At 39.7% G+C, this 18,616-nt stretch carries 24 protein-coding genes; 10 read left to right on the forward strand and 14 right to left on the reverse strand.

Translation table 11 applies throughout. The features are described from left to right. Positions 1–261 precede the first annotated feature (261 nt). Positions 262–543 (forward strand): EF-hand domain-containing protein, encoded by a 282-nt coding sequence (locus R7Q39_RS10400; protein ID WP_318076056.1) that lies wholly within the window; start codon positions 262–264, stop codon positions 541–543. Between the two features lie 113 nt (positions 544–656). Continuing rightward, the gene (locus R7Q39_RS10405) at positions 657–1,343 is read left to right on the forward strand and encodes a hypothetical protein (protein WP_318076057.1); all 687 of its coding nucleotides are present in this window, start codon (positions 657–659) and stop codon (positions 1,341–1,343) included. 614 nt (positions 1,344–1,957) lie between these two features. Here the strand turns inward: R7Q39_RS10405 and R7Q39_RS10410 are convergent. Beyond that, the gene (locus R7Q39_RS10410; protein WP_318076058.1) at positions 1,958–2,803 is read right to left on the reverse strand and encodes a hypothetical protein; all 846 of its coding nucleotides are present in this window, start codon (positions 2,801–2,803) and stop codon (positions 1,958–1,960) included. Between the two features lie 134 nt (positions 2,804–2,937). Between R7Q39_RS10410 and R7Q39_RS10415 the strand changes: the two genes are divergently transcribed. Both R7Q39_RS10415 and R7Q39_RS10420 read left to right on the forward strand, forming a co-directional pair. Further along, positions 2,938–3,810 carry an ATPase, T2SS/T4P/T4SS family gene (locus R7Q39_RS10415; RefSeq protein ID WP_318076059.1) on the forward strand — a complete coding sequence of 291 codons (873 nt, stop codon included), beginning with the start codon at positions 2,938–2,940 and terminating at the stop codon, positions 3,808–3,810. Then, on the forward strand, positions 3,800–4,252 hold the full coding sequence (locus tag R7Q39_RS10420) for a hypothetical protein (RefSeq protein WP_264400182.1): 453 nt from the start codon (positions 3,800–3,802) through the stop codon (positions 4,250–4,252). Before R7Q39_RS10415 ends, R7Q39_RS10420 begins: the two co-directional genes overlap by 11 nt. A 23-nt stretch (positions 4,253–4,275) precedes the next feature. Here the strand turns inward: R7Q39_RS10420 and R7Q39_RS10425 are convergent, their stop codons facing one another. From R7Q39_RS10425 to R7Q39_RS10445, 5 genes are all read right to left on the reverse strand, one after another. Next, a complete protein-coding gene (locus tag R7Q39_RS10425; protein ID WP_264400181.1) occupies positions 4,276–4,680 on the reverse strand; it encodes a hypothetical protein in 405 nt (134 codons plus the stop codon). Between the two features lie 55 nt (positions 4,681–4,735). Further along, positions 4,736–5,743, reverse strand: coding sequence for a hypothetical protein (locus R7Q39_RS10430; protein WP_318076060.1), 1,008 nt, complete (start codon positions 5,741–5,743; stop codon positions 4,736–4,738). A 484-nt stretch (positions 5,744–6,227) separates the two neighbouring features. Beyond that, complete coding sequence (locus R7Q39_RS10435; RefSeq protein WP_318076061.1) at positions 6,228–7,277, reverse strand: hypothetical protein; 1,050 nt, start codon at positions 7,275–7,277, stop codon at positions 6,228–6,230. 204 nt (positions 7,278–7,481) lie between these two features. Next, positions 7,482–8,531 (reverse strand): hypothetical protein, encoded by a 1,050-nt coding sequence (locus R7Q39_RS10440; RefSeq protein WP_318076062.1) that lies wholly within the window; start codon positions 8,529–8,531, stop codon positions 7,482–7,484. Between the two features lie 243 nt (positions 8,532–8,774). Next, positions 8,775–9,146, reverse strand: a complete 372-nt coding sequence (locus R7Q39_RS10445) for a hypothetical protein (RefSeq protein ID WP_318076063.1) — start codon at positions 9,144–9,146, stop codon at positions 8,775–8,777. A gap of 144 nt (positions 9,147–9,290) precedes the next feature. Between R7Q39_RS10445 and R7Q39_RS10450 the strand changes: the two genes are divergently transcribed. Both R7Q39_RS10450 and R7Q39_RS10455 read left to right on the forward strand, forming a co-directional pair. Continuing rightward, the gene (locus tag R7Q39_RS10450; RefSeq protein WP_318076064.1) at positions 9,291–9,806 is read left to right on the forward strand and encodes a hypothetical protein; all 516 of its coding nucleotides are present in this window, start codon (positions 9,291–9,293) and stop codon (positions 9,804–9,806) included. A 58-nt stretch (positions 9,807–9,864) separates the two neighbouring features. Beyond that, complete coding sequence (locus R7Q39_RS10455) at positions 9,865–10,068, forward strand: hypothetical protein (protein WP_318076065.1); 204 nt, start codon at positions 9,865–9,867, stop codon at positions 10,066–10,068. Between the two features lie 239 nt (positions 10,069–10,307). Here R7Q39_RS10455 and R7Q39_RS10460 read toward each other — a convergent pair whose 3' ends face one another. Further along, positions 10,308–11,921: a zincin-like metallopeptidase domain-containing protein gene (locus tag R7Q39_RS10460; protein WP_020330708.1), complete on the reverse strand. Its 1,614-nt coding sequence runs from the start codon at positions 11,919–11,921 to the stop codon at positions 10,308–10,310. A gap of 73 nt (positions 11,922–11,994) precedes the next feature. On the opposite strand from R7Q39_RS10460, the gene R7Q39_RS10465 reads away from it, so the two are divergent. Further along, positions 11,995–12,129, forward strand: coding sequence for a hypothetical protein (locus R7Q39_RS10465; protein ID WP_020330707.1), 135 nt, complete (start codon positions 11,995–11,997; stop codon positions 12,127–12,129). 140 nt (positions 12,130–12,269) lie between these two features. Here R7Q39_RS10465 and R7Q39_RS10470 read toward each other — a convergent pair whose 3' ends face one another. The 7 genes from R7Q39_RS10470 to R7Q39_RS10500 form a co-directional block, all read right to left on the reverse strand. Further along, positions 12,270–12,836: a hypothetical protein gene (locus R7Q39_RS10470; RefSeq protein WP_318076066.1), complete on the reverse strand. Its 567-nt coding sequence runs from the start codon at positions 12,834–12,836 to the stop codon at positions 12,270–12,272. A 76-nt stretch (positions 12,837–12,912) separates the two neighbouring features. Next, entirely contained in the window at positions 12,913–13,281 is a 369-nt protein-coding gene (locus R7Q39_RS10475; RefSeq protein WP_318076067.1) for a hypothetical protein, read from the reverse strand. Between the two features lie 54 nt (positions 13,282–13,335). Then, the gene (locus tag R7Q39_RS10480) at positions 13,336–13,683 is read right to left on the reverse strand and encodes a hypothetical protein (protein ID WP_085762255.1); all 348 of its coding nucleotides are present in this window, start codon (positions 13,681–13,683) and stop codon (positions 13,336–13,338) included. A gap of 232 nt (positions 13,684–13,915) precedes the next feature. Next, entirely contained in the window at positions 13,916–14,143 is a 228-nt protein-coding gene (locus R7Q39_RS10485; protein ID WP_053314610.1) for a hypothetical protein, read from the reverse strand. A gap of 2 nt (positions 14,144–14,145) precedes the next feature. Further along, a complete protein-coding gene (locus R7Q39_RS10490; protein ID WP_318076068.1) occupies positions 14,146–14,841 on the reverse strand; it encodes a hypothetical protein in 696 nt (231 codons plus the stop codon). 468 nt (positions 14,842–15,309) lie between these two features. After that, entirely contained in the window at positions 15,310–15,744 is a 435-nt protein-coding gene (locus R7Q39_RS10495) for a hypothetical protein (protein ID WP_318076069.1), read from the reverse strand. Positions 15,745–15,836: 92 nt separating this feature from the next. Beyond that, positions 15,837–16,250: a hypothetical protein gene (locus R7Q39_RS10500; RefSeq protein WP_318076070.1), complete on the reverse strand. Its 414-nt coding sequence runs from the start codon at positions 16,248–16,250 to the stop codon at positions 15,837–15,839. A 244-nt stretch (positions 16,251–16,494) separates the two neighbouring features. Between R7Q39_RS10500 and R7Q39_RS10505 the strand changes: the two genes are divergently transcribed. The 3 genes from R7Q39_RS10505 to R7Q39_RS10515 all read left to right on the forward strand — a co-directional run bounded on the left by R7Q39_RS10505 (position 16,495) and on the right by R7Q39_RS10515 (position 18,547). Continuing rightward, on the forward strand, positions 16,495–17,922 hold the full coding sequence (locus R7Q39_RS10505) for a DNA cytosine methyltransferase (protein ID WP_318076071.1): 1,428 nt from the start codon (positions 16,495–16,497) through the stop codon (positions 17,920–17,922). 57 nt (positions 17,923–17,979) lie between these two features. Then, the gene (locus tag R7Q39_RS10510) at positions 17,980–18,228 is read left to right on the forward strand and encodes a hypothetical protein (RefSeq protein WP_085762264.1); all 249 of its coding nucleotides are present in this window, start codon (positions 17,980–17,982) and stop codon (positions 18,226–18,228) included. A gap of 100 nt (positions 18,229–18,328) precedes the next feature. After that, positions 18,329–18,547, forward strand: coding sequence for a hypothetical protein (locus R7Q39_RS10515; RefSeq protein WP_318076072.1), 219 nt, complete (start codon positions 18,329–18,331; stop codon positions 18,545–18,547). The last annotated feature ends 69 nt before the right edge of the window (positions 18,548–18,616 follow it).

Raw genomic sequence — 18,616 nt, forward strand, 5'->3', positions numbered from 1 at the left:
GACACCAGTATAAAAACGAGAGACAAAGAAAGCGCGGTGCTAACGTCCTAGTGATGTTAGTCATAAGACCATAAAACGATGGCACCTTTCGCCTGATATTTCACATCAGAAATGTTTCTAACAGGATGAATATTTGGGCTTCGGCATCAATTATTCAGAAACCCAGCCCTTTAGGGCTGGGAGGTTCATTGCCCCAAAGATATGGTGTGCAAATCAATCCATAAGCACCCGAGCGATTTAAATGAAATGAGTAGGGAAGACATGCAAAAGCGCATGTTTGATCGAATTGATGCTAATGGCGATGGCGCTATTACATTTGATGAGTTTAAAGATGCCAAACCACCGAAAGGAAAGCACCACAAACGTCACGAGGCGAATTCTGAACGCCCTGGCAAGCACGAGAGGGCTGATAGTCAGGACAAGCGCATGAGACCGAATCCTGATAAGTTTTTTGATATGATTGATGCAAATGGTGATGGTCAAGTTTCAAAGGATGAATTTAAGAGCTTCGCTGAGAATCATAAAAGACCACCTCGCGATTAATCATTTCCATTCTTAAAACCATGTTACGGCGATGTAGTTCGCCGTTTATTTATCTTTGAAAAATCATGTTTTTATTGTATTCTTTCGTAAATTAACAAATAAATGTGAACCTTATGATTTACGAAGAAATAAAAGAGCATTACATAAACCATGATCTAGTCAGAGGAAATATGTCAATTCTTTTGAATTTTGCTCATATAAAGATGCTGTTTGACTCTCAGCCACCCCATTTAGATAAGTACGCTTTATTATCACCTCTTTTTAGAAGAGCAATTAAAGGTTCTTTAGCCCCTAATTTTGCTGAAGCAGGTATTAAACGAAACCGACCAACTCTAGACGAAAAAAAATCTATATTGAGCCTCTGTGCTAAGGAAAATATTTTCGAACTAGAAATTGAATTTACCTATCAAGGTGAAAAACTAATGATTAATAATACTGATAAATCAGATCAGTATTTTGAACATAATTACACTATGCTTTTCCGATTTTTAGAGTTGGAAGAACAGCTTGATTGGGAAAAAATTACTTGCGAGCAAGCCCATGAGCTTATTAGTAAAGACGCAAAAGAACCGATTTTTTTACTTAGCGATGAAATCAAGGGTAATCTGTTTTTTTGCGACATTACAGCAATTAAGCTCAACGCATTGTGGAAAAAACCGACAGAACTAGATAAGCGCCTAATCGAGTCCTCACCAGAAAGCGTCATACAAGCAATGCGTGAAATTTGTAATGTGGAAACCTTGAAACGCATTATTGCGCGAGCTGAATCCATTGAGTGCGAAAGCAGACTTAAGCGTTAAATGATAAAGAGAAGCCAACGCTTCTCTTTATCAAACTAATCATTCAGACCAAGACTCAGTTTTTTCACTGATTTTGTTAATCCCTCAAATATTTTATCTCGAACATTCTCATTGATATCATCTGGAAGATTGTTCCCAACTAGATCGATAACCTGTCCACAATCAGCAATAAACTCATCCAGAATATTTCTCATAGAGTCCGATAAATACTTCACTAGCCTCGCTGTACCGATAAAATGTCTAGGCTGTATCTGATGCCACTTACGTTTGTATCCGCTACTTGCCTTTATCCCATTGCCAGCTTGATTTTTCTTTCATGAAGTCCTCTACCACCCATAAGAGGGTAGGCTGACATAATGTAGTACAAAGGCGTTAATCGGTACTTACCATGAGGCTCTATGAATAGCGAAAAGTTTTTGAGTGACCATCTATTGCAGCAGTTTTAGTTTTACCCGCAGTCAAGGGTAAAACGTATTTTACCCCCTGTAGAGGGTAAAACACAGCAAGCTGTGAACTTCAATTGGCTTTTCTTCGCTCTCTTTATAAGTGCAGTATATGTGACTTTTAGAGAAAAAAGTCGCACTCAACGACTAAAAGGTTATTATTATGCACTTTTAACCGTGCATCTCTTCAATGATTGCTTTAGTGTGTTCATCAATTAGCTTTGATTCTTCAGGCGTAAGAATGCGGTCAAAGGCATCAAGATAAAACGGACATCGCTTCATCATATCTGATAAGAATGCACGGTACGACTCATCTTTGTTTAACTTAAGCCAGCGACTCTTAGCCGTAACAGCTTCCTCGGTTTCCTTTGTTAGTTCACCGAATTGCGCAATCTCGCTAATTTGAAGTTTGTATAGAGCATCGATTTCACGGTGGTTTACCGTCTTAAGTCGGTACTTTTCGCCATTATCGCGAGTCCAGAATGGTTTTGAATAGAAACTCTTAATGCTATCGCCCATTAAGGTTCCCAGAAGCTCTAACGTTTCATCGCTGGTGTCTTTCTTCAGAATGAACACGTACATATTTTCGACTTCCTCAACCGCCACTGAGCGGAATGCACAGTGATGCTCAAAATCGAATGTTAACTCATTTAAATCAATAACCGAGATGATTGCTGTACGTGATACTTGCTCAGGACTCTCATCAGCAAAAAGAAGATTGTCACGACCAATAGCCACACCACCAAATTCTTTAGACTCAGTTGATTCGAACTTTCGCCAAATATCGTTCATTGGCAATTCTGATAAGCACTGGTCTTTAAATTGCTGGTTGTACGGATCTCGGATTTCAATTTCCTGCTTGTCGATGAATACTGCGATAGTATCTTCATCTAGCTTGTTACCGATTAGTTGGAAACCCATAAAGTCACCCGCTTTAAAGCTATCAGTGACCATCACACCTGTAATGACCAGGTTGCTATGAATTTTACGGATAACAAGTTCAAGTTTAGGAGTCATGATAAATTCCGATTTAATTATTTAATTTATGCTCTTATTATACATACTAACATCTCATAGTCAATAATTATGCGGTATTTTATTTATTTAATTAATCTGTATAATGCTTGTTATCAACAATAAAGGAAAAAAATATGAAAGTTTTAGGAAAAATATCTGATGCAGGCATAAGACCAGAACAAGAAAAGCTGATCCGTGAAGTTCTTAACGAATGCGTTGGTATTTTCATCGTTGCTAGCCCTGGTCACGCTCAAGGTACAGCTCAAGAAACAATTCAATTTCTACTTAATAACTGTTTCTCAGGTGAAAATATCAACATCGAGAAGGTTCAGGGAAGAGACCAAGATGAGTTTGACCGCTCATTCCTAAATTCATTGCGCAATGACCCAGATATTGTCGTGCTTGATGAAATCAAAGGAAGTCAGGAGTTGAAAGCGATGACTGATTCTGCCCTAAGTGGTCATCAAGTATTAACCACTGTTTCGTCAGCTAGTGCATTTTCAGTATTTAAGCGATTGGAAACGCTAGGGGTTGATCGAGAGCTGCTTGGCAATCCACATTTTATCAATGGCATTTTATACCAAATTCCCGTTGATAAGTTGACCCCAGAAAACTCCATTACATTTGAAGAATATCAGAAACGTCCTGAAGCAAAGCAAAAGGTTATTGATTGCGTCAATGAGGTTTTCATGCCTGATGAAATCGCAAACATTCGATTTAGAAAGTCGGACGAAAACAGTTTCAGCAACGAAACATTTTTGATTGCAGAGTATCTTAAGGTAACGCCGAAATTACGAGAAATGATTGCTAACAACAAATTCGATGAGGCTTTAGAACACCATATACAAAACGGCGCTGTATCGATTGATATTGATGGAAAAATGATTTACTCAGGTCTGGAAAACATAAATATCAGTGCGCTTGAAGCAATTAAAAACGGTTTCTGTGATATTCGAGAAATCAATAAAAAACTATCTATTTTTGGCGATCTGGAAAGTGAAGATTAAAAACGGTTTTAATACTGGTGGTTTTGAAGGTGTGCTCTTGTGCATTGGCATTATGCTGTCCTGCACTGTGGGCGCGACAACATTCATAAAATCAGATAGTGAAGCTCAGAATAACAATGAAATTATTCAATCTGTTTCGAATCCAATTGAGTTTGGCTATACGCAAATAGCTCATTCTGATGGATGGGATGAGCAAAACAAGTGGATTGGTGTTAATGTGTATCGAATTGTTCTCAAGCAGGGCGATAAGGTAGCTGTAGGTGATTTTGGTATTCAAGGTATGCCAAACGTACCGAAAGGCTCTGAGAGCGTCGTATGGCGTAGCAAGAGCGATGGATTCCTGGATGATGTAGCCAAACTTTCAGACTTGCCAGAAGCATTCAACATGCTTTCCAAAGGTGAACGGTTCTACAACCTTGATTTCTTGAAGTCGAGCAAATAAAAGTCAAAATGAAAGCGGGGTAGTTAGCCCCGTTTCTTCATCAAGTTTTCGATTGAGAAATTCGGCTTAATGGCATAACACATTGACTCAATATGATTGCACCCCAAATTGTATGCAGCGGCATATCTTGCGCATCTGTTCACATCCTGAAAAACAATCGCTTTGCTTTTTTCGCTATCCAATTCCTGGAATGAACTCATATCAATACCATCGTATGAGACCTTACCCATGATGGTACACATTCCGCCCTTAACCATGCCACCAGAACGCTTTCCCTGACCGCGACTCAATCCCCAATCAATCGTTTTTCTGATAATCGGCAACTGCCCTTGGTTTTTTAGAATGTAGTCAGAATGCTTCTCCACAAATTGCATGGCTTCTTGTCTATTTTTCGATAAACCTAGCACTGGAATTTCATCTGTATTCATTATAATACCGTTACTTCAATCAATAATAAGCCCCACGAGGGGGCTTACTAATCAGTTAGATTTGCTCTTGTTTGTACTCAACCGTGATTTCGTACATTCCGTATGTAAGATCAGGGATCATGTCAACCAACATATTTGGTCGTCCATTCTCACATAGCCATTCAACAATCTGATCGAAGTCTTTAGATTCAAGCTCTTCATCGTCAATACCCGCATCACTCATAACGTCCTGTGTAACGCTATGCGCAATCAGATCATCTTTTTCAAATGACGCATTCTCTTCCGCATACTGACGGAAGAATTCAAGCAACTGATGGTCATGATCTTCTGCGCTTAATGTGTTGTAAACTGAGATGTTATCAATGCCTTCATCTTGACCTTCTGCCTTGTCGGTCTTGATGATAGTGTGAATCGTCACAAAGCGTTTCTCTGGCTCTTGAACTGGCTCTGGCAGAGCCTTAGGCGCGGTTTTGCATTCAACTTCAGTGATGGTGTGATTACCCTCAACACAGCTTAACGACACCACATGCTCAAAAATTGCTTCTTGAACCTCAAGCTCTGAGTTAGAAGAATACTCCAAAAGCTCTGCCACATCTTCATCAGTCAATTCATCAACTGATTTACCTGCCTCATCCAAGAATCGTTCTGCGTAATCAGAGCCTGTCTCATCAATCGCTTCGATAAGCATAGATGCATTAATTGCAAGCGACACGGTATCAGCAAGGTAGCTCAATACGTTAGAGTAGAGTTGTCTCTTAACCTCATCTTCGCTTGATCCTGTTACGGTTGAGCTATCGTCTTCATAAGTGTTCTCATGGCGATAGTTTTCAGTGCCAACCCACATGAACGAAGCGGTTTCAGATTGAGACTCTTCTTTCCAGAACTGTTCTAAATTGTGTTCGTGCTGACCATCAGATCTACCGCCGTGTAAGATCTGTACCATTGCCGCATTTAAGATTTGAGTTCGCTTCTTTTTCAGCGGTGATTGCATTGCGCCTTCAATAGCTGACGCTAGGCGGTTTTCGAATTCTTCTTTAGAAACGTTTAAGATTAGCTTTGACATAATATTAATCCTTATATCGTGACCAGATTTTTATTTCGTGTCTATCTCGTTCCACTTTCAATCCAGTCACTTTAAGAGACTAATATTAAGATTGAATTTGGTAATCAATCGAATTCGCCATTACAGACAATCTGTATGAGATAAAACCAGGCTCGATAAACCTCGACTTCCAACCAGTCAGTGTACAAGCACTGCCAACCAGAAGATGTATATAGTTATACATGGATTAGGCTTGAGAGTCAATATTTATTTTAGTTAAGAGGCGATAAATCGCCTCAGAAACAATGTTTCTTTTCTTCTTGGGCTTTTTCTTTATCTGAAACGCAAAAACCCCGCCGAAGCAGGGTCGTTTTTTCAACTTCACACTTATGGTAGTGACTCTCCAATACCAATATTCTATTGATTCGTAAGCATCTCTGTCAATGATATTTATCAAATAAAAAAAAGAGACGGGGTTAACCGTCTCTCTTTAATTTCTGGTGTCTTATGCTGCGATTTCTAGCTTTTCTTCTGATTTTTCTTCAAGAACAACACCTTCTTTTTCGTCTTGCTTCGCTTTCACTGCAAGCTCTTTCATCATCTGGTCAGCTTTAGCGTTGTGAGTTTCAATCTCGTCAAGCTCAGCAGCCAGTGACAGCAGCTTTTTAGCCATTTCAGCATTCATGGTTAGTTTAACTTCTTGTTCTTCTTCAAGAGCTTCTAGCGTTACCTGTGAAGCCAGAGAAGACACGATATCACCCATGCTGTTTACTTTCTTTGGTGCCAGCTTGATTTTTTTCAGAGCTGATGTGCCAGTTGATTTAGCTGGTTTTTCACCTTTCTGTTTTGCTGCTTTCTTTTCAGATTTAGCGCGAACTTCTTCTTTTGCCATTGCCAGGGCAATATCAGCACCGTGCTTACGAATGTTGTTCCAAGCGTTAGTTGCTGAGTAGTCGCCTGCCTGAATCATTGCTTTAAGCTCCTGAGGGGCTTTTAGCAGTAGCAGGTAGTTGTTTACTTGTGCAGGGGTAGTGGCTAGCTCTTCCGCTACTTGAGTTTGGTTTAGACCCATACCCATCATGCGGTTGTAAGCGTTAGCAAGCTCAATTGCTGTTAGAGGGCGACCTTCCGCAGACTTAATCATGCGAGCAAGCTGGTCTACTTCGTTGCCTGTTACTTCGATAACAGATACCGCTTTCAGATCCACGCCACTTTCAATAGCTTTGTAGATTGCAACAGTACGGTGATGACCTTCTACCACCTTCAAGCGTTGAACGCCATCCACTTCCACAACTACTACTTCGATTGGCGGAACGTACTTACCGTCAGTGTAAGAGCGTACAAAGCCTTCTACGTGTTCAGCATCGATATCACGAACGTTGAAACCTTCTTCAATCCAAAGCATACGAGGATCAGCGTTGAAGCCGTTTACGCGCTTAACATCGATATCTTTGTTGCCACTTAGCTTACGCAGACCGTCTTTAGAAGCCAGTGCTACACCAGTAGCGGTTGCAGTTGCTGTTGCGATTGCTTTTTGAATGTTAGTAGTAGTCATGGTGTGTTCCTTCTTTGCTATTCTTTAATTTAACGCCTTGTGCGTCTTGATGTGTTTAATAATACATTAGTTGGCGGCAGAGTCAAGCATATTTTTAATTATTTAATTAATTTATGCAATAAAAAATAAAAAGTGCCTACACCAGGTTATTAACCATAAAAAAGAGGCAGTGAAATCACTACCTCTTGTCTTTGTTGTAACCGTTTATGCTGCGATTTCTAGCTGTTCTTCTGATTTTTCTTCAAGAACAACACCATCTTTTTCTTCTTGCTTCGCTTTCACCGCAAGCTCTTTCATCATCTGATCAGCTTTAGCGTTGTGAGTCTCAATCTCGTCAAGCTCAGCAGCCAGAGACAGCAGCTTTTTAGCCATTTCAGCAGTCATGGTTAGCTTAACTTCTTTCTCTTCTTCAAGAGACTCTAGCGATACCTGCGTAGCTAGAGAGGTTACGATTGCACCCATACCCGTTACTTTTTTAGGTGCCAGCTTGATTTTTTTCAGAGCTGATGTGCCAGTTGATTTAGCAGGCTTTTCACCATTAGCTTTAGCCGCTTTCTTTTCAGATTTCGCACGAACGTCTTCTTTAGCCATAGCTAGGGCAACATCAGCACCGTGCTTACGAATATTGTTCCAAGCGTTAGTCGCTGAGTAGTCGCCTGCCTGAATCATTGCTTTCAGCTCCTGAGGGGCTTTTAGCAGCAGTAGGTAGTTATTTACTTGGGCAGGGGTAGCACCTAGCTCTTCCGCTACTTGAGTTTGGTTCAGACCCATACCCATCATACGGTTGTAAGCGTTAGCAAGCTCAATCGCAGTTAGAGGGCGACCTTCCGCAGACTTAATCATACGAGCAAGCTGATCTACTTCGTTGCCTGTTACTTCAATAACAGATACTGCTTTCAGGTCTACGCCGTTTTCAATAGCTTTGTAGATTGCAACAGTACGGTGATGGCCTTCTACCACTTTCAGGCGTTGAACTCCGTCAACTTCCACAACTACTACTTCGATTGGCGGAACATACTTACCGTCAGTGTAAGAGCGAACAAAGCCTTCTACATGCGCAGCGTCGATATCGCGAACATTGAAACCTTCTTCAATCCAAAGCATACGAGGATCAGCGTTGAAGCCGTTTACGCGCTTAACATCGATATCTTTGTTGCCACTTAGCTTACGCAGACCGTCTTTAGAAGCCAGTGCTACACCAGTAGCGGTTGCAGTTGCAGTTGCGATTGCTTTTTGAATGTTAGTAGTAGTCATGGTGCGTTCCTTCTATGAGATTCTTTTATTTAACGCCTTGTGCGTCTTGATGTGTTTAATAATACATTAGGTGGCGGCAGAGTCAATATTTATTTTTTAATTATTTAATATTTTTTCTTCCTACTGTCTAATCAGGGTAAATCCGCTCTGAATTGTCTCGCTCTGGCAGGGGTGACACCAAAAGAAAACCCCGCCAGATTGCTCCTTAGCGGGGTTTTAGCATTCACTGAACTAACTTAGTGCTTAGCTCTTTTTATTGCCATAGAAGCTGAAAAACGGCTCCAATGTTTCACTCAGAAGGGATGCTAGTTGAGACTCAAGAACCTCCTGATCCACTTCAGATGTTGTTAAATGCATCTCAATAGGAAACGCATCCTTTGAAGCGTTAAATTCAAGGTATTTCATGCTGTGATCGGACACTTTGATAACCTGAATTTTAGCGTTGTGCTGGATTAGCACTTCAACACACTTACTTTCATTTAGGTCTCGGATGATTTCGCGAGCCAGCAGGCTTAACTCATCAGAATAGATGCCTTTGCGGTTCGCAGACTCAACCGCGCCATCTTCATCGTAGTTGATAAAGCCGATTTTCATGCTCATAACTAATTCTTTCATGGAGACCTCATTCTCAATACATGGTTGTTTTCTACTATACAACTCAATGCACCAAAGTCAATCTATTTAATAAAAATATTGACCGCACTACTGAGAGTTGTATAATTAAATCAATTAAGGGGTTTCCCATAAAAGGTGTAATTTATGACATTAAGCAAGAGAAGTGTTGCCAGCAAAATTCTAATCGCAATTACTTTTTCGGCTGGAATTATGGCTGGAGACTATGTAAGAGCGGCATATTCAGCAATAACCACTAACGATGAGGAATCACGCTACCAAATCTCTCAGGTTGTGGTAGATGAAAGCCTGGCTGATGCCTGTTACTCATTAGAAATCCACTATTCAAGCGCATCTAATGATCTTCACGACATTTCAGCAGAATGCGACACTGGCGATGGTGTTTATCGCGCACGAGAGACAGCGATTTCCAACATCGATTACTCATTAATTGAAGAAATTCCTACGTTTTATAAGGGAATTGAAATTTTGAGTAAGCTCAAGGCAATGCACATTGCTGACTGCTACGGTGCCGAGCGATGCCTTACTGTTCGTGTTGATACTCATGATGAAAAAATGATGGCGTTGATGAATTCTGGCGAACTGGCTGAAAAAATCAATCCGCTACTTGTTCGAATGCAGTTAAGTTCAGATCAGCTTTAAATCCTGACTGGGTTAGACCTATAATACTCAAAATGAAAAAACAAATTGAGAAATCATTATGAGCATTAAACCCAATTCAGAACGAGTTCAGGCTCGCGATAAGATCGTTACTGAAATTGCAGCGATAGAAAAAGATATTGATGACAAAAAACGAGAACTAACTCTTAAAAAATCCGAGCTGAGAGCGATCTGCCCACACGAACAAGGTGTTTGCGGGGCAGGCGTTTTTGTTTGTTCTATTTGCGGCTACGATGATGCTTGAAGCATCAAGCAGGATGCAGCAATACTGAGTATGCCTCATCCTTTCCTGTGATTCTTTGGATTCTAAATTCCATATCATCACTCAAATAAACGAAAACTCGATTATGAAACCATATAGTGAAGAAAGCGTCCCCATCGAATGCTCGCCTGATAAGGCGTAACCTCATAGTCCTAATCTGGCGATGGTTTACGACATAGTTGCTAAAAGATCAAAAAAAGGGGCATTAGCCCCTTTTTATTCTACATCTCAAAAGACGATTCCTGACTTCTCTCTTTTGCCTTCACCCATCGCTTCATGTTTTCGTTCATTTTGGTTGCACGAAGCTCTGGTGTGATTTCTTTTCCTAACAAGTTACCATTAAATAGAACCTGTTGAGCCTGAAGAATGCTCTTAGATATTTCTGTTATGCGACAGTACATTTCACCATCACCATTATCGAAGATCTTTTGAACTGCTCCTTTAAACTTCGCGTCATCTGAGTAACCTGCAATATAATTCGTGCTTACTCTATAAACTTCCTCAAAGTAGGCTTTCCAATTTTGTTGTAACTGATCATAATTTTCAATTAATTGAGATTCCAATTCTTTAACAGCAAGAAATGAGGTTGTCTCAGCTATAATCTCTTCAATAGCATAATGAAAATCTAAGTTTTCATCAGATTTTAGATTTATTTTTCTGTCAAGCAAGTGCATTGTAGAATGCGCGAGTTCATGCATAAACGTTCTGTAATGAAGAATAGGGTTTCTGAACCTTTCAATTTCCATAACAACGATACGGTCTTTTCCTGGGATATACATATTGTGTCTAGTGCTTGATTCGAAAGGGAGTGAGTGATCACTCAAAGCTTTATTAATTTTAGATTGAATTATGCCTACGAGGTCAGCTTCTTTATCAATTGTTTTTTGGAACTCAATTAAGCCTGGTTGACGAACTTTGCTCAACTCACGATATCTAGAAAGAGCAGTCTCTGAAATCACATCTTGAAACTGACTTATTGACCATGCAGGAGTAGACATGTATGTAATACTATCATATGTTTTGATAGATTGGTCTTTAATTTCCTGTTCCGTTGGCTTCTTGCGCTTACCGTCCTCCGATACCCAGCGACTGCCATCAGCAGCAAAGTAAGATGTCCTTACATTAGGAACAAATACGCTACAGATCGATTTGCGACCTTTCATCACAGAAAAGAAGTTAAGCTTCATCTGTTCTTCAACAGATTTATCAGAACTTTCATCAGGAACGAAATCTAGATTAACCAACTTTTCAATGTCAGATTTGGTCACAATAATTGAAGATTCATTCTTATTATTAACCGAGCTATTAATAACCATCTGGTTTTTATAGCCAGTGTAAATGTATCTCTCACCTTTCTCTGCGAATGGAGCAAACTTCTCAGCATACAGCGGCTCTTTAATCCATCTAGGTGGACTATATTGCATTTTGTAGTCTGAGCTAAATGCAGCGCTCCACACTTCCATAATGTCGTTCTTAGCCATTGCTAAGCCAGATTCTGCGTTATTTGTGAATTTACCAATTTCAGCAAGAACCTCACGCGAGAAATTAGTGGAATAAGCATCAACAGAATCAATAGCAACTCTTAGCTCATCAAATAATTTGCTTAGCTTTTCTGGCTCATTACTGTTGGCAATGTCTGTAATAGATCTTTCGCCAAGTTCAAAAATTATAGCCTTCTTCACATCGTCCTTTTTGCCATGATTAGCAAAATGAGATTGAAATGAAGTGAAATCGGATAGATACTCAATGGTTGCTTTATCAATAGCAACATAAACTTTCTTCGTTTTTTTATAGCTTGAGCTAGCTTTACGTGGTGATTTTTTAGTAGTAGCCATTGTCTTTACTTATTATTTTTTGTATTCTCCCATTATATCAACTTACAAAAAGCCAGAAAAGGATTTAATTATTATGAGTAAAGAACAAGAAGATATCGAGCAACAAGAAATGAAGGATTATGAGCAATTACTTGAAATGGGCGTGATTGATGAGATGCCAAATGAAGTCCCGCTTAATTCACAGGAAAAAATTGAAGATATAGCTTAAATAACTATGCATTTGTTAGTTTTAAGCTTATAAAAATACAAATTTAAGCTAAAGAAAATGGTGCAGATTAAAATATAACTGTACCTTTTAAAGCCATTTCCAAATTTACTTAAACTGGGCGTTTTTCATTAAATCAAAAATCAATGAAGTTGATTTAAATAACTTACCGAATATTCCTTTCCTGAAATTACTGCACTAAAGTTACCTGCAAGCAACCTGCATTTTTCAAAATCTGAACTCTCCACAGCATCGCCTTTCACCATTTTGCAGGGTTTGGTGATCTTGTTATAGGAGGATGAATGTTTTGGCACCAAATCATAGTACAAAACAACTTCTTTGTACTTAGAACCCTTTAAAACATCAGAGGGAATCTTAATACAAACTAACGGATCACCAGATACCTGACCAATCATTGGTTTTTCACTATAGCGCTTTTCATTCAAAGATAAAATTGGGAATGGAAATCCAGAACAAGAATTGCTGTATCTCAGATACCTTACCGTTGTGATTGTTTTGAAAGATCCTTGCTTTTCATAGTAATCGTAAGAAGCCTTATCAAAGCTCTCCTGGCTACTGTAATCTTTTCGTACAGGCGCGTTATGAGCAATTTTCGATAATAGCGCAAGATTCATCTCCCTTGCGCTATCAGTAGAGACATTACATCCAGTAATTAATAAGGCTAAAGTGCAAAGTAAAAGTCTTTTCATGTTTATCTTAGCGCGATATAAGCGTCCTCAAATGGGTTTACACCTTAAGCCATTGCCAGCAATGGCAAAACCGATTCTAGTATTCTGATGTGCCTACCCATTCACCTTTTGGGGTAAATGCGTTCCATGTATCACCTGCCACATCGTGACCCGAGAACTCCATTGCCTCAAGTTCAGATGCTTTTCCAATCCAAGTTGCCTCATTATCTTTTGGCATTTCAGTTTCTAGCAGATCGGAAAAAACATGAATGACCTCATCTTTAGGAACTGGACGCATAAACTTGAATGGCTGAGCAACACTGGTCTCATTAACAAACACAATCTCTTGACTTTCATTAACAACCCAGACTTTTTCTGAGTAATACTCAAGGTGCTCCTTAGAGCCAATGCGTTGCTGCAATACCTCTTTTGTGTTTTTGTTAATCAGTTGAACAAACCCAAACATAACGCCTCCTAAAAGATGTGCGCCCGACCTTTTCAGGCGCGTAGTAAATCCGTGTTATTCGTCTTCTTCTTTACAGAATGGACAAGCCTTACATGAAAAGCAGCCAGGACAACCGCAATCATTACCACCACAATCACAGCAGTTGTAATGTTCATGACAGCAATCTCCATTACCATCCATCTCTTCACACATGTTTTCTAGGATTTCACTGATACCTGCCTCTACACGGCTTAGAGCGTCTTGAGTTTTAAATTCAGGTGAAACCATAAGAGTGCCATCAGCGACAGCGCAACTGTAAATAGTCACTTTACCGCTACATCTCTTCAAGTATTGGTTAATCAGTACCAATTTACCTTTACGATTAAGTTCTGGACTTGAAATGGTTAGCTGTAAGTTACTCATAGTATTTCCCCGTGACTTCATGTTTTTAATTATACATATTTAACAGTTAAATTCAATAAATTTGCCTTCTTCCGCTTGAGAGATAATAGCTGTATGAGCTGCGATGAATTTCATAACGAATACCTTTTTTAATTCGATTTAATAATTTAATTATACATGAATTAAATTCAGAGTAAATAAAAAAGACAGCCTCTAGCTGTCTTTCTGTGTTTTTAACTGAAAAATGTGACGCTTATGAGTTACAAGATGTTTTTTTTAACTTGCTTTTTTTACGCCACTTCTCGACAAAGCCATGATTAACAAGTGTGTTGTAGGCAGTAACAGGAATACATAAGTCCTTCAGAGCCTGCTTGATTTCAGCAACTGTTTTACCTTCAAAAATCATCGATTTTACTAAAGGCTTTGCTCTATCGGCTTCACTCAGCCTTCTCCACATTGCTGTACGCGACTTCGATTTCATACCTATTCCTCATCATCATCTTGATACTCTGACACAATCGCTAGAAAGTTTTCTTTCTTGTCAGCAAGGCAGAAGTTTTCGATGAATTTAATCATGATCTCAAATGACTCTTGAGTAACATTGCCTTTTGTACCGAATACGCCGCAATTTAACGGAAGTCCGAGTTTTTGACGAAGCTCTTCGTTTTGCACAGACTCCAGATTTAACCCTCCGAAGTAACATACATCGAAGATAAATTCATTTTCAGAGTCAGACTCATTGTAATACCCAACAACAATCTCCCAATACTTCTCATTACCCAAATCAGCAATGCAGAAACGAGGTAGGGCATCATTGTGCCATGAGAGATCTTCTAGCTGCTCAAGCAAATCCACCAGCTTTTGCGGTACACCTTCGAAGGCATTACGACCAAATTCATAAGCCCAATTTGGCATCATTTGACGCAGAGCTTTTCTTGCTAAATCACTGGCTGAATCCTCAGTCATCGGATTCAACATGATATTGTTTAGCGCCAAGAATCCAATCAGAAGTTCTTTGTCAGCGTTCTCTTCATCGCTGAAGTTAGGATCTACTTCAAGCATGGCTTTTGTCGCAATCATGCGCTTTTCGTTCATAGTTTTACGATGATGTGTACATTTCGACAATGCACTTACTACGATGTCGTACTTACGCTGCAAATCTTCTGTGCGGATTTTCATGACTGCCTCTATCAGTTCGTATCTCATGTTTATGAATATACATCTTTAATAATTAAAAGTAAATAAAAAATTTAAATTAGCAGCAATTAAATTTGTTTATTTATTGTTCTTAAATCGGTATAATCCCCGTAAAATCAATAAATACGGTCAAACTATGAATGAATTTAATCGTGACCCATTTCGCTACAACCTAGACAAGGAAGCGGAATTGGAGGTATTGAGAGATCAGTTGAAAACTCAAAGGCGTGAGCTTTTGAGCTTAAAAGTTCAGCTATTTAAGATGAGAGTTAAGTGTATTGCACTTGATATTGAGAACGCTTGTTTAAAGCTTCAAAATGCTTACCTAACTTTTAGGGTAAATCAGCTAACAAAGCGTAGAGAGAGTTATGAAAGACGATTTTACGCTTAAGCGTTAGTGCCAGATCGTTTCTGGCACTAGAGTTCTTGCTTAAGCTGGAATGCTCGCCCTTAGTAATTAAACACAATCTCACAAGCAAGCTCGATAGTTCGCTCATCATACTCGGTTTTACCCGTTCTAAGCGCATTCTCAGCATCTTCACGAGACATATTAGAGAAGAACATGCAAACGTGGATCGCGTTATTTAGGGACTCTAAATCCACATTAATGAAATCCGAATGGAAGAATAATACATCTAGCTGTGCTGCTTGAATTCGAAAGCTATCAGAGACTTCCTCGATAGCCAGGAAAGCGCCTACCAGGTCGAATCCTGGATTCGAACGTTTTTCAGGAACTAACCCAACAAACAACTCAAAAATAGGGCTAGGCAATCCGCCAATGGTCACACCATTGGTCGCTGCACAGCACTCACAAAGCGCCTCGTTATCAACGAATTTAGCTTCAAAAATTTCCATCTGACAAGAGCAGCGGTCACAGGTAAGCATGGGTAATTCCTAGTTTCTTGATTTGTTTTTATTATACAGGAAATACATTGCAAGGCAATATTTAATTATTTAAAATCACCTTGCGTAGATAGCTACTGTCCTAGTAGCTCTTTAACAGTCGGTCTGTCATCTTCAGCTAAAAAGTGCTTATTGATATCTTCTACACAGACTGCTTCGCAATCTGCGATTAAACGAATGCGATCTTCGGTTAGGTTTAGCCATGCTTCAAGTCGCTTTTCTCGCTTTGAGACTTCCGAATTGTCGATCTGACCATTATTAATAATCCAAGGCGCGGAAATACGGTCAATATCGCAGCCACCAAACAACTGATAATGTAAGTTCAGCAGGTATTTTACCGCATGGTAAGTGAAGGTGAGCGGTCTTAGCTCCATTTGAGCGGTATAGCCTTGTAAGATTTTCACAATATCAGTGGATAGCAAGCCACCATGATCGGTAATCAGCGTTCTCACTTGCTCCATTAATGGATTTTCATTAGGTCGAATCATATTATCCTCTTGACTCTCTGAATACATTTTACCCCTAGTGTCCCATGTCCTGAGACATAGGACAGCCTAGAATTAAGCAGCCTTACCGAAAGTTCTTTTGATTTAATAGTTTAATTATACATGTATAGTAACCAGAGTAAATACTAAGAACTCTATTTTTTTGATTTTAATAATTAAATTTCCTTTGACTTTTATCCTGAGAAATGTATAATTTAACCATAAACTAATAAAGAGAGACACCGCCATGTTACTGATTAATAAAGGTATCAACTTACACACTAAGCGCAACAGCAGCGAAGTTCAAAAGCGTGTATGGTTGGAAGGCAAGCGCTTTGCTAAATACGCGCCTATCGGTATGGGTCTGAAAATTACCGACAATGACGAAGAAATCGTTATTGATTTTGTTGACCCGAACAGCGAAGAAGCGACACGCACAGTTTCTAAGCGTAAAGCTCGTGGCGACTATGTTCCATTGATTGAAATCAATGAGAGTAACTCAGAATTACTAACCAAAATGAGCGAAGACGAAGTTTTGCGCATTGTGGTAAAAGAAAACGGCATCCGTATTCGCGCTAATAAGAACACTGTGGCTAGCCGCAGAAAAGAGCGTGAAGAAAGCATTAAGTACAACGTAGCGAACAACATTACGCTTGATATGGGTTCAATTTTTGCTGGTGGTGGCACATTCGATCACGCTGGACACGAAGGTTTTGAATTATCTGGCTTGAGTACAGTTGTTCGATTTGCGATTGATAACGACCCTGATTGCATCGAAAACTTAGCTACAAATGTGCATCATGTTTTTGATAGCCGCTCAGTTTTGATTGAGTCAGATATCTCCCTTTTGAACGTTGGAAATGGCGCTCTACCTAAGCTAAACCTGCTTAAATTAACGCCTCCATGCACAGACGCTTCAAAAGCGGGAAAAGCAAAAAAAGGCAACAAATTTGAAACCTCAAAAACGGCTCATCTAATCTACTACTACAGCCAGATTATTGAGCGCACAAACCCTGCATATGTGATTGTAGAAAACGTGCCATCGTTCCAAAATGAGGTAAGCTTCCACCTACTGAGAGCACTACTTGAGTCGTGGGAATACAAGATTCATTTGCGCGTAATCAACTCGCATTCAGAAGGCTTTTCACTGGAAACTCGCGAGCGTATGTTCCTTGTTGCCGAGTCTGCGGGACTTGATTCAGGCTTCGACCTTGACCATGTTTGCCCTATCTTTGAGCGCAAAGGTGTGCTTGGTGAAATCTTGGATGATGTACCTCTTGATGATGATTGCTGGAAATCAAAACAGGGACTGATCGAAAAAGAGAAGCGTGACCGTGAAGCGGGTAAGGGCTTCCGTATGCAAATCTTTAACGAAGAGTCTACCTATATCGGCACTATCCGCGCTCAGTACACTAAGTCAGGCAGTTCTGATCCACTAATCAAGCATCCAGAGAAAGACCTGTTCCGACTAATCAACAAGGAAGAACACTGCCGATTAAAGAGCTTACCAGAAAGTTTTGTTGATGGTTGGCCTGAGACGACTGCTCATAAATTCCTTGGCAATGGCTTGGATGGTATGACAGCAAAATCCATCACTTTTGAGCTAGGTCGCTGCATTGGACTACTGAATATCAGAGAAGCAGCAAATAAACAGCTTGAACCACAAGCAGCATAATTTTAAGGCACTCAGTCATAATAGGCTGAGTGCTCCTCTTTTTAGGAGCTTAACACCATGAAAAACACCTTTAATCTAACCATTTTCTTGCCAGAATCAAAAATCGACCCAAGTCAGTATCGTGTCTCACATAACGACCTTAAAAGCGCCTCATTTTCACGCTTGGACAGCGAAGAGGGAAACCCTTGCGCCATCTATCAAGTTGAAATGAATAAGCCTTACAACGCCCAAGATTTAGAGGGTGAGTTTTGCGTAACCCATCCTGAGTATGACGTAATGGGAGTGGATGTTTTTGTTGATGAGTAATCTTTTTAATTAAACAATTAAATTTATATTGACCCGCAACCTTATAAGTGTATAATTGAGCGCATAAAGTTAATTATGAATTTAATTTAGGAACACCATCATGGAAGCAGTTGCATCACCGTATGAAATTGGTAAAAAGGCTTACCGCGCTGGCATTTCAATTCCTGCTCAAGACAAGTCTATTATTAACTGGCTAGCGAAAAACACAACTGGCGAAGTTGGCACCGCAATTGAACCACTAAAAGAGTGGAAAAAGGGCTTTGACGAAGAGCTTGAGTTGGATTTGAAATTGAATTTCCCAGAGAATTTCGACGAATAAATACCAGACAGGGGGCGCATGTTGCCCCTTGTGTATTTGATCCTTATACTGCCTTTTCATCTTCAGGCT

The sequence above is a fragment of the Vibrio sp. 947 genome (assembly GCF_033339115.1).
Lineage (GTDB): Bacteria > Pseudomonadota > Gammaproteobacteria > Enterobacterales > Vibrionaceae > Vibrio > Vibrio alginolyticus.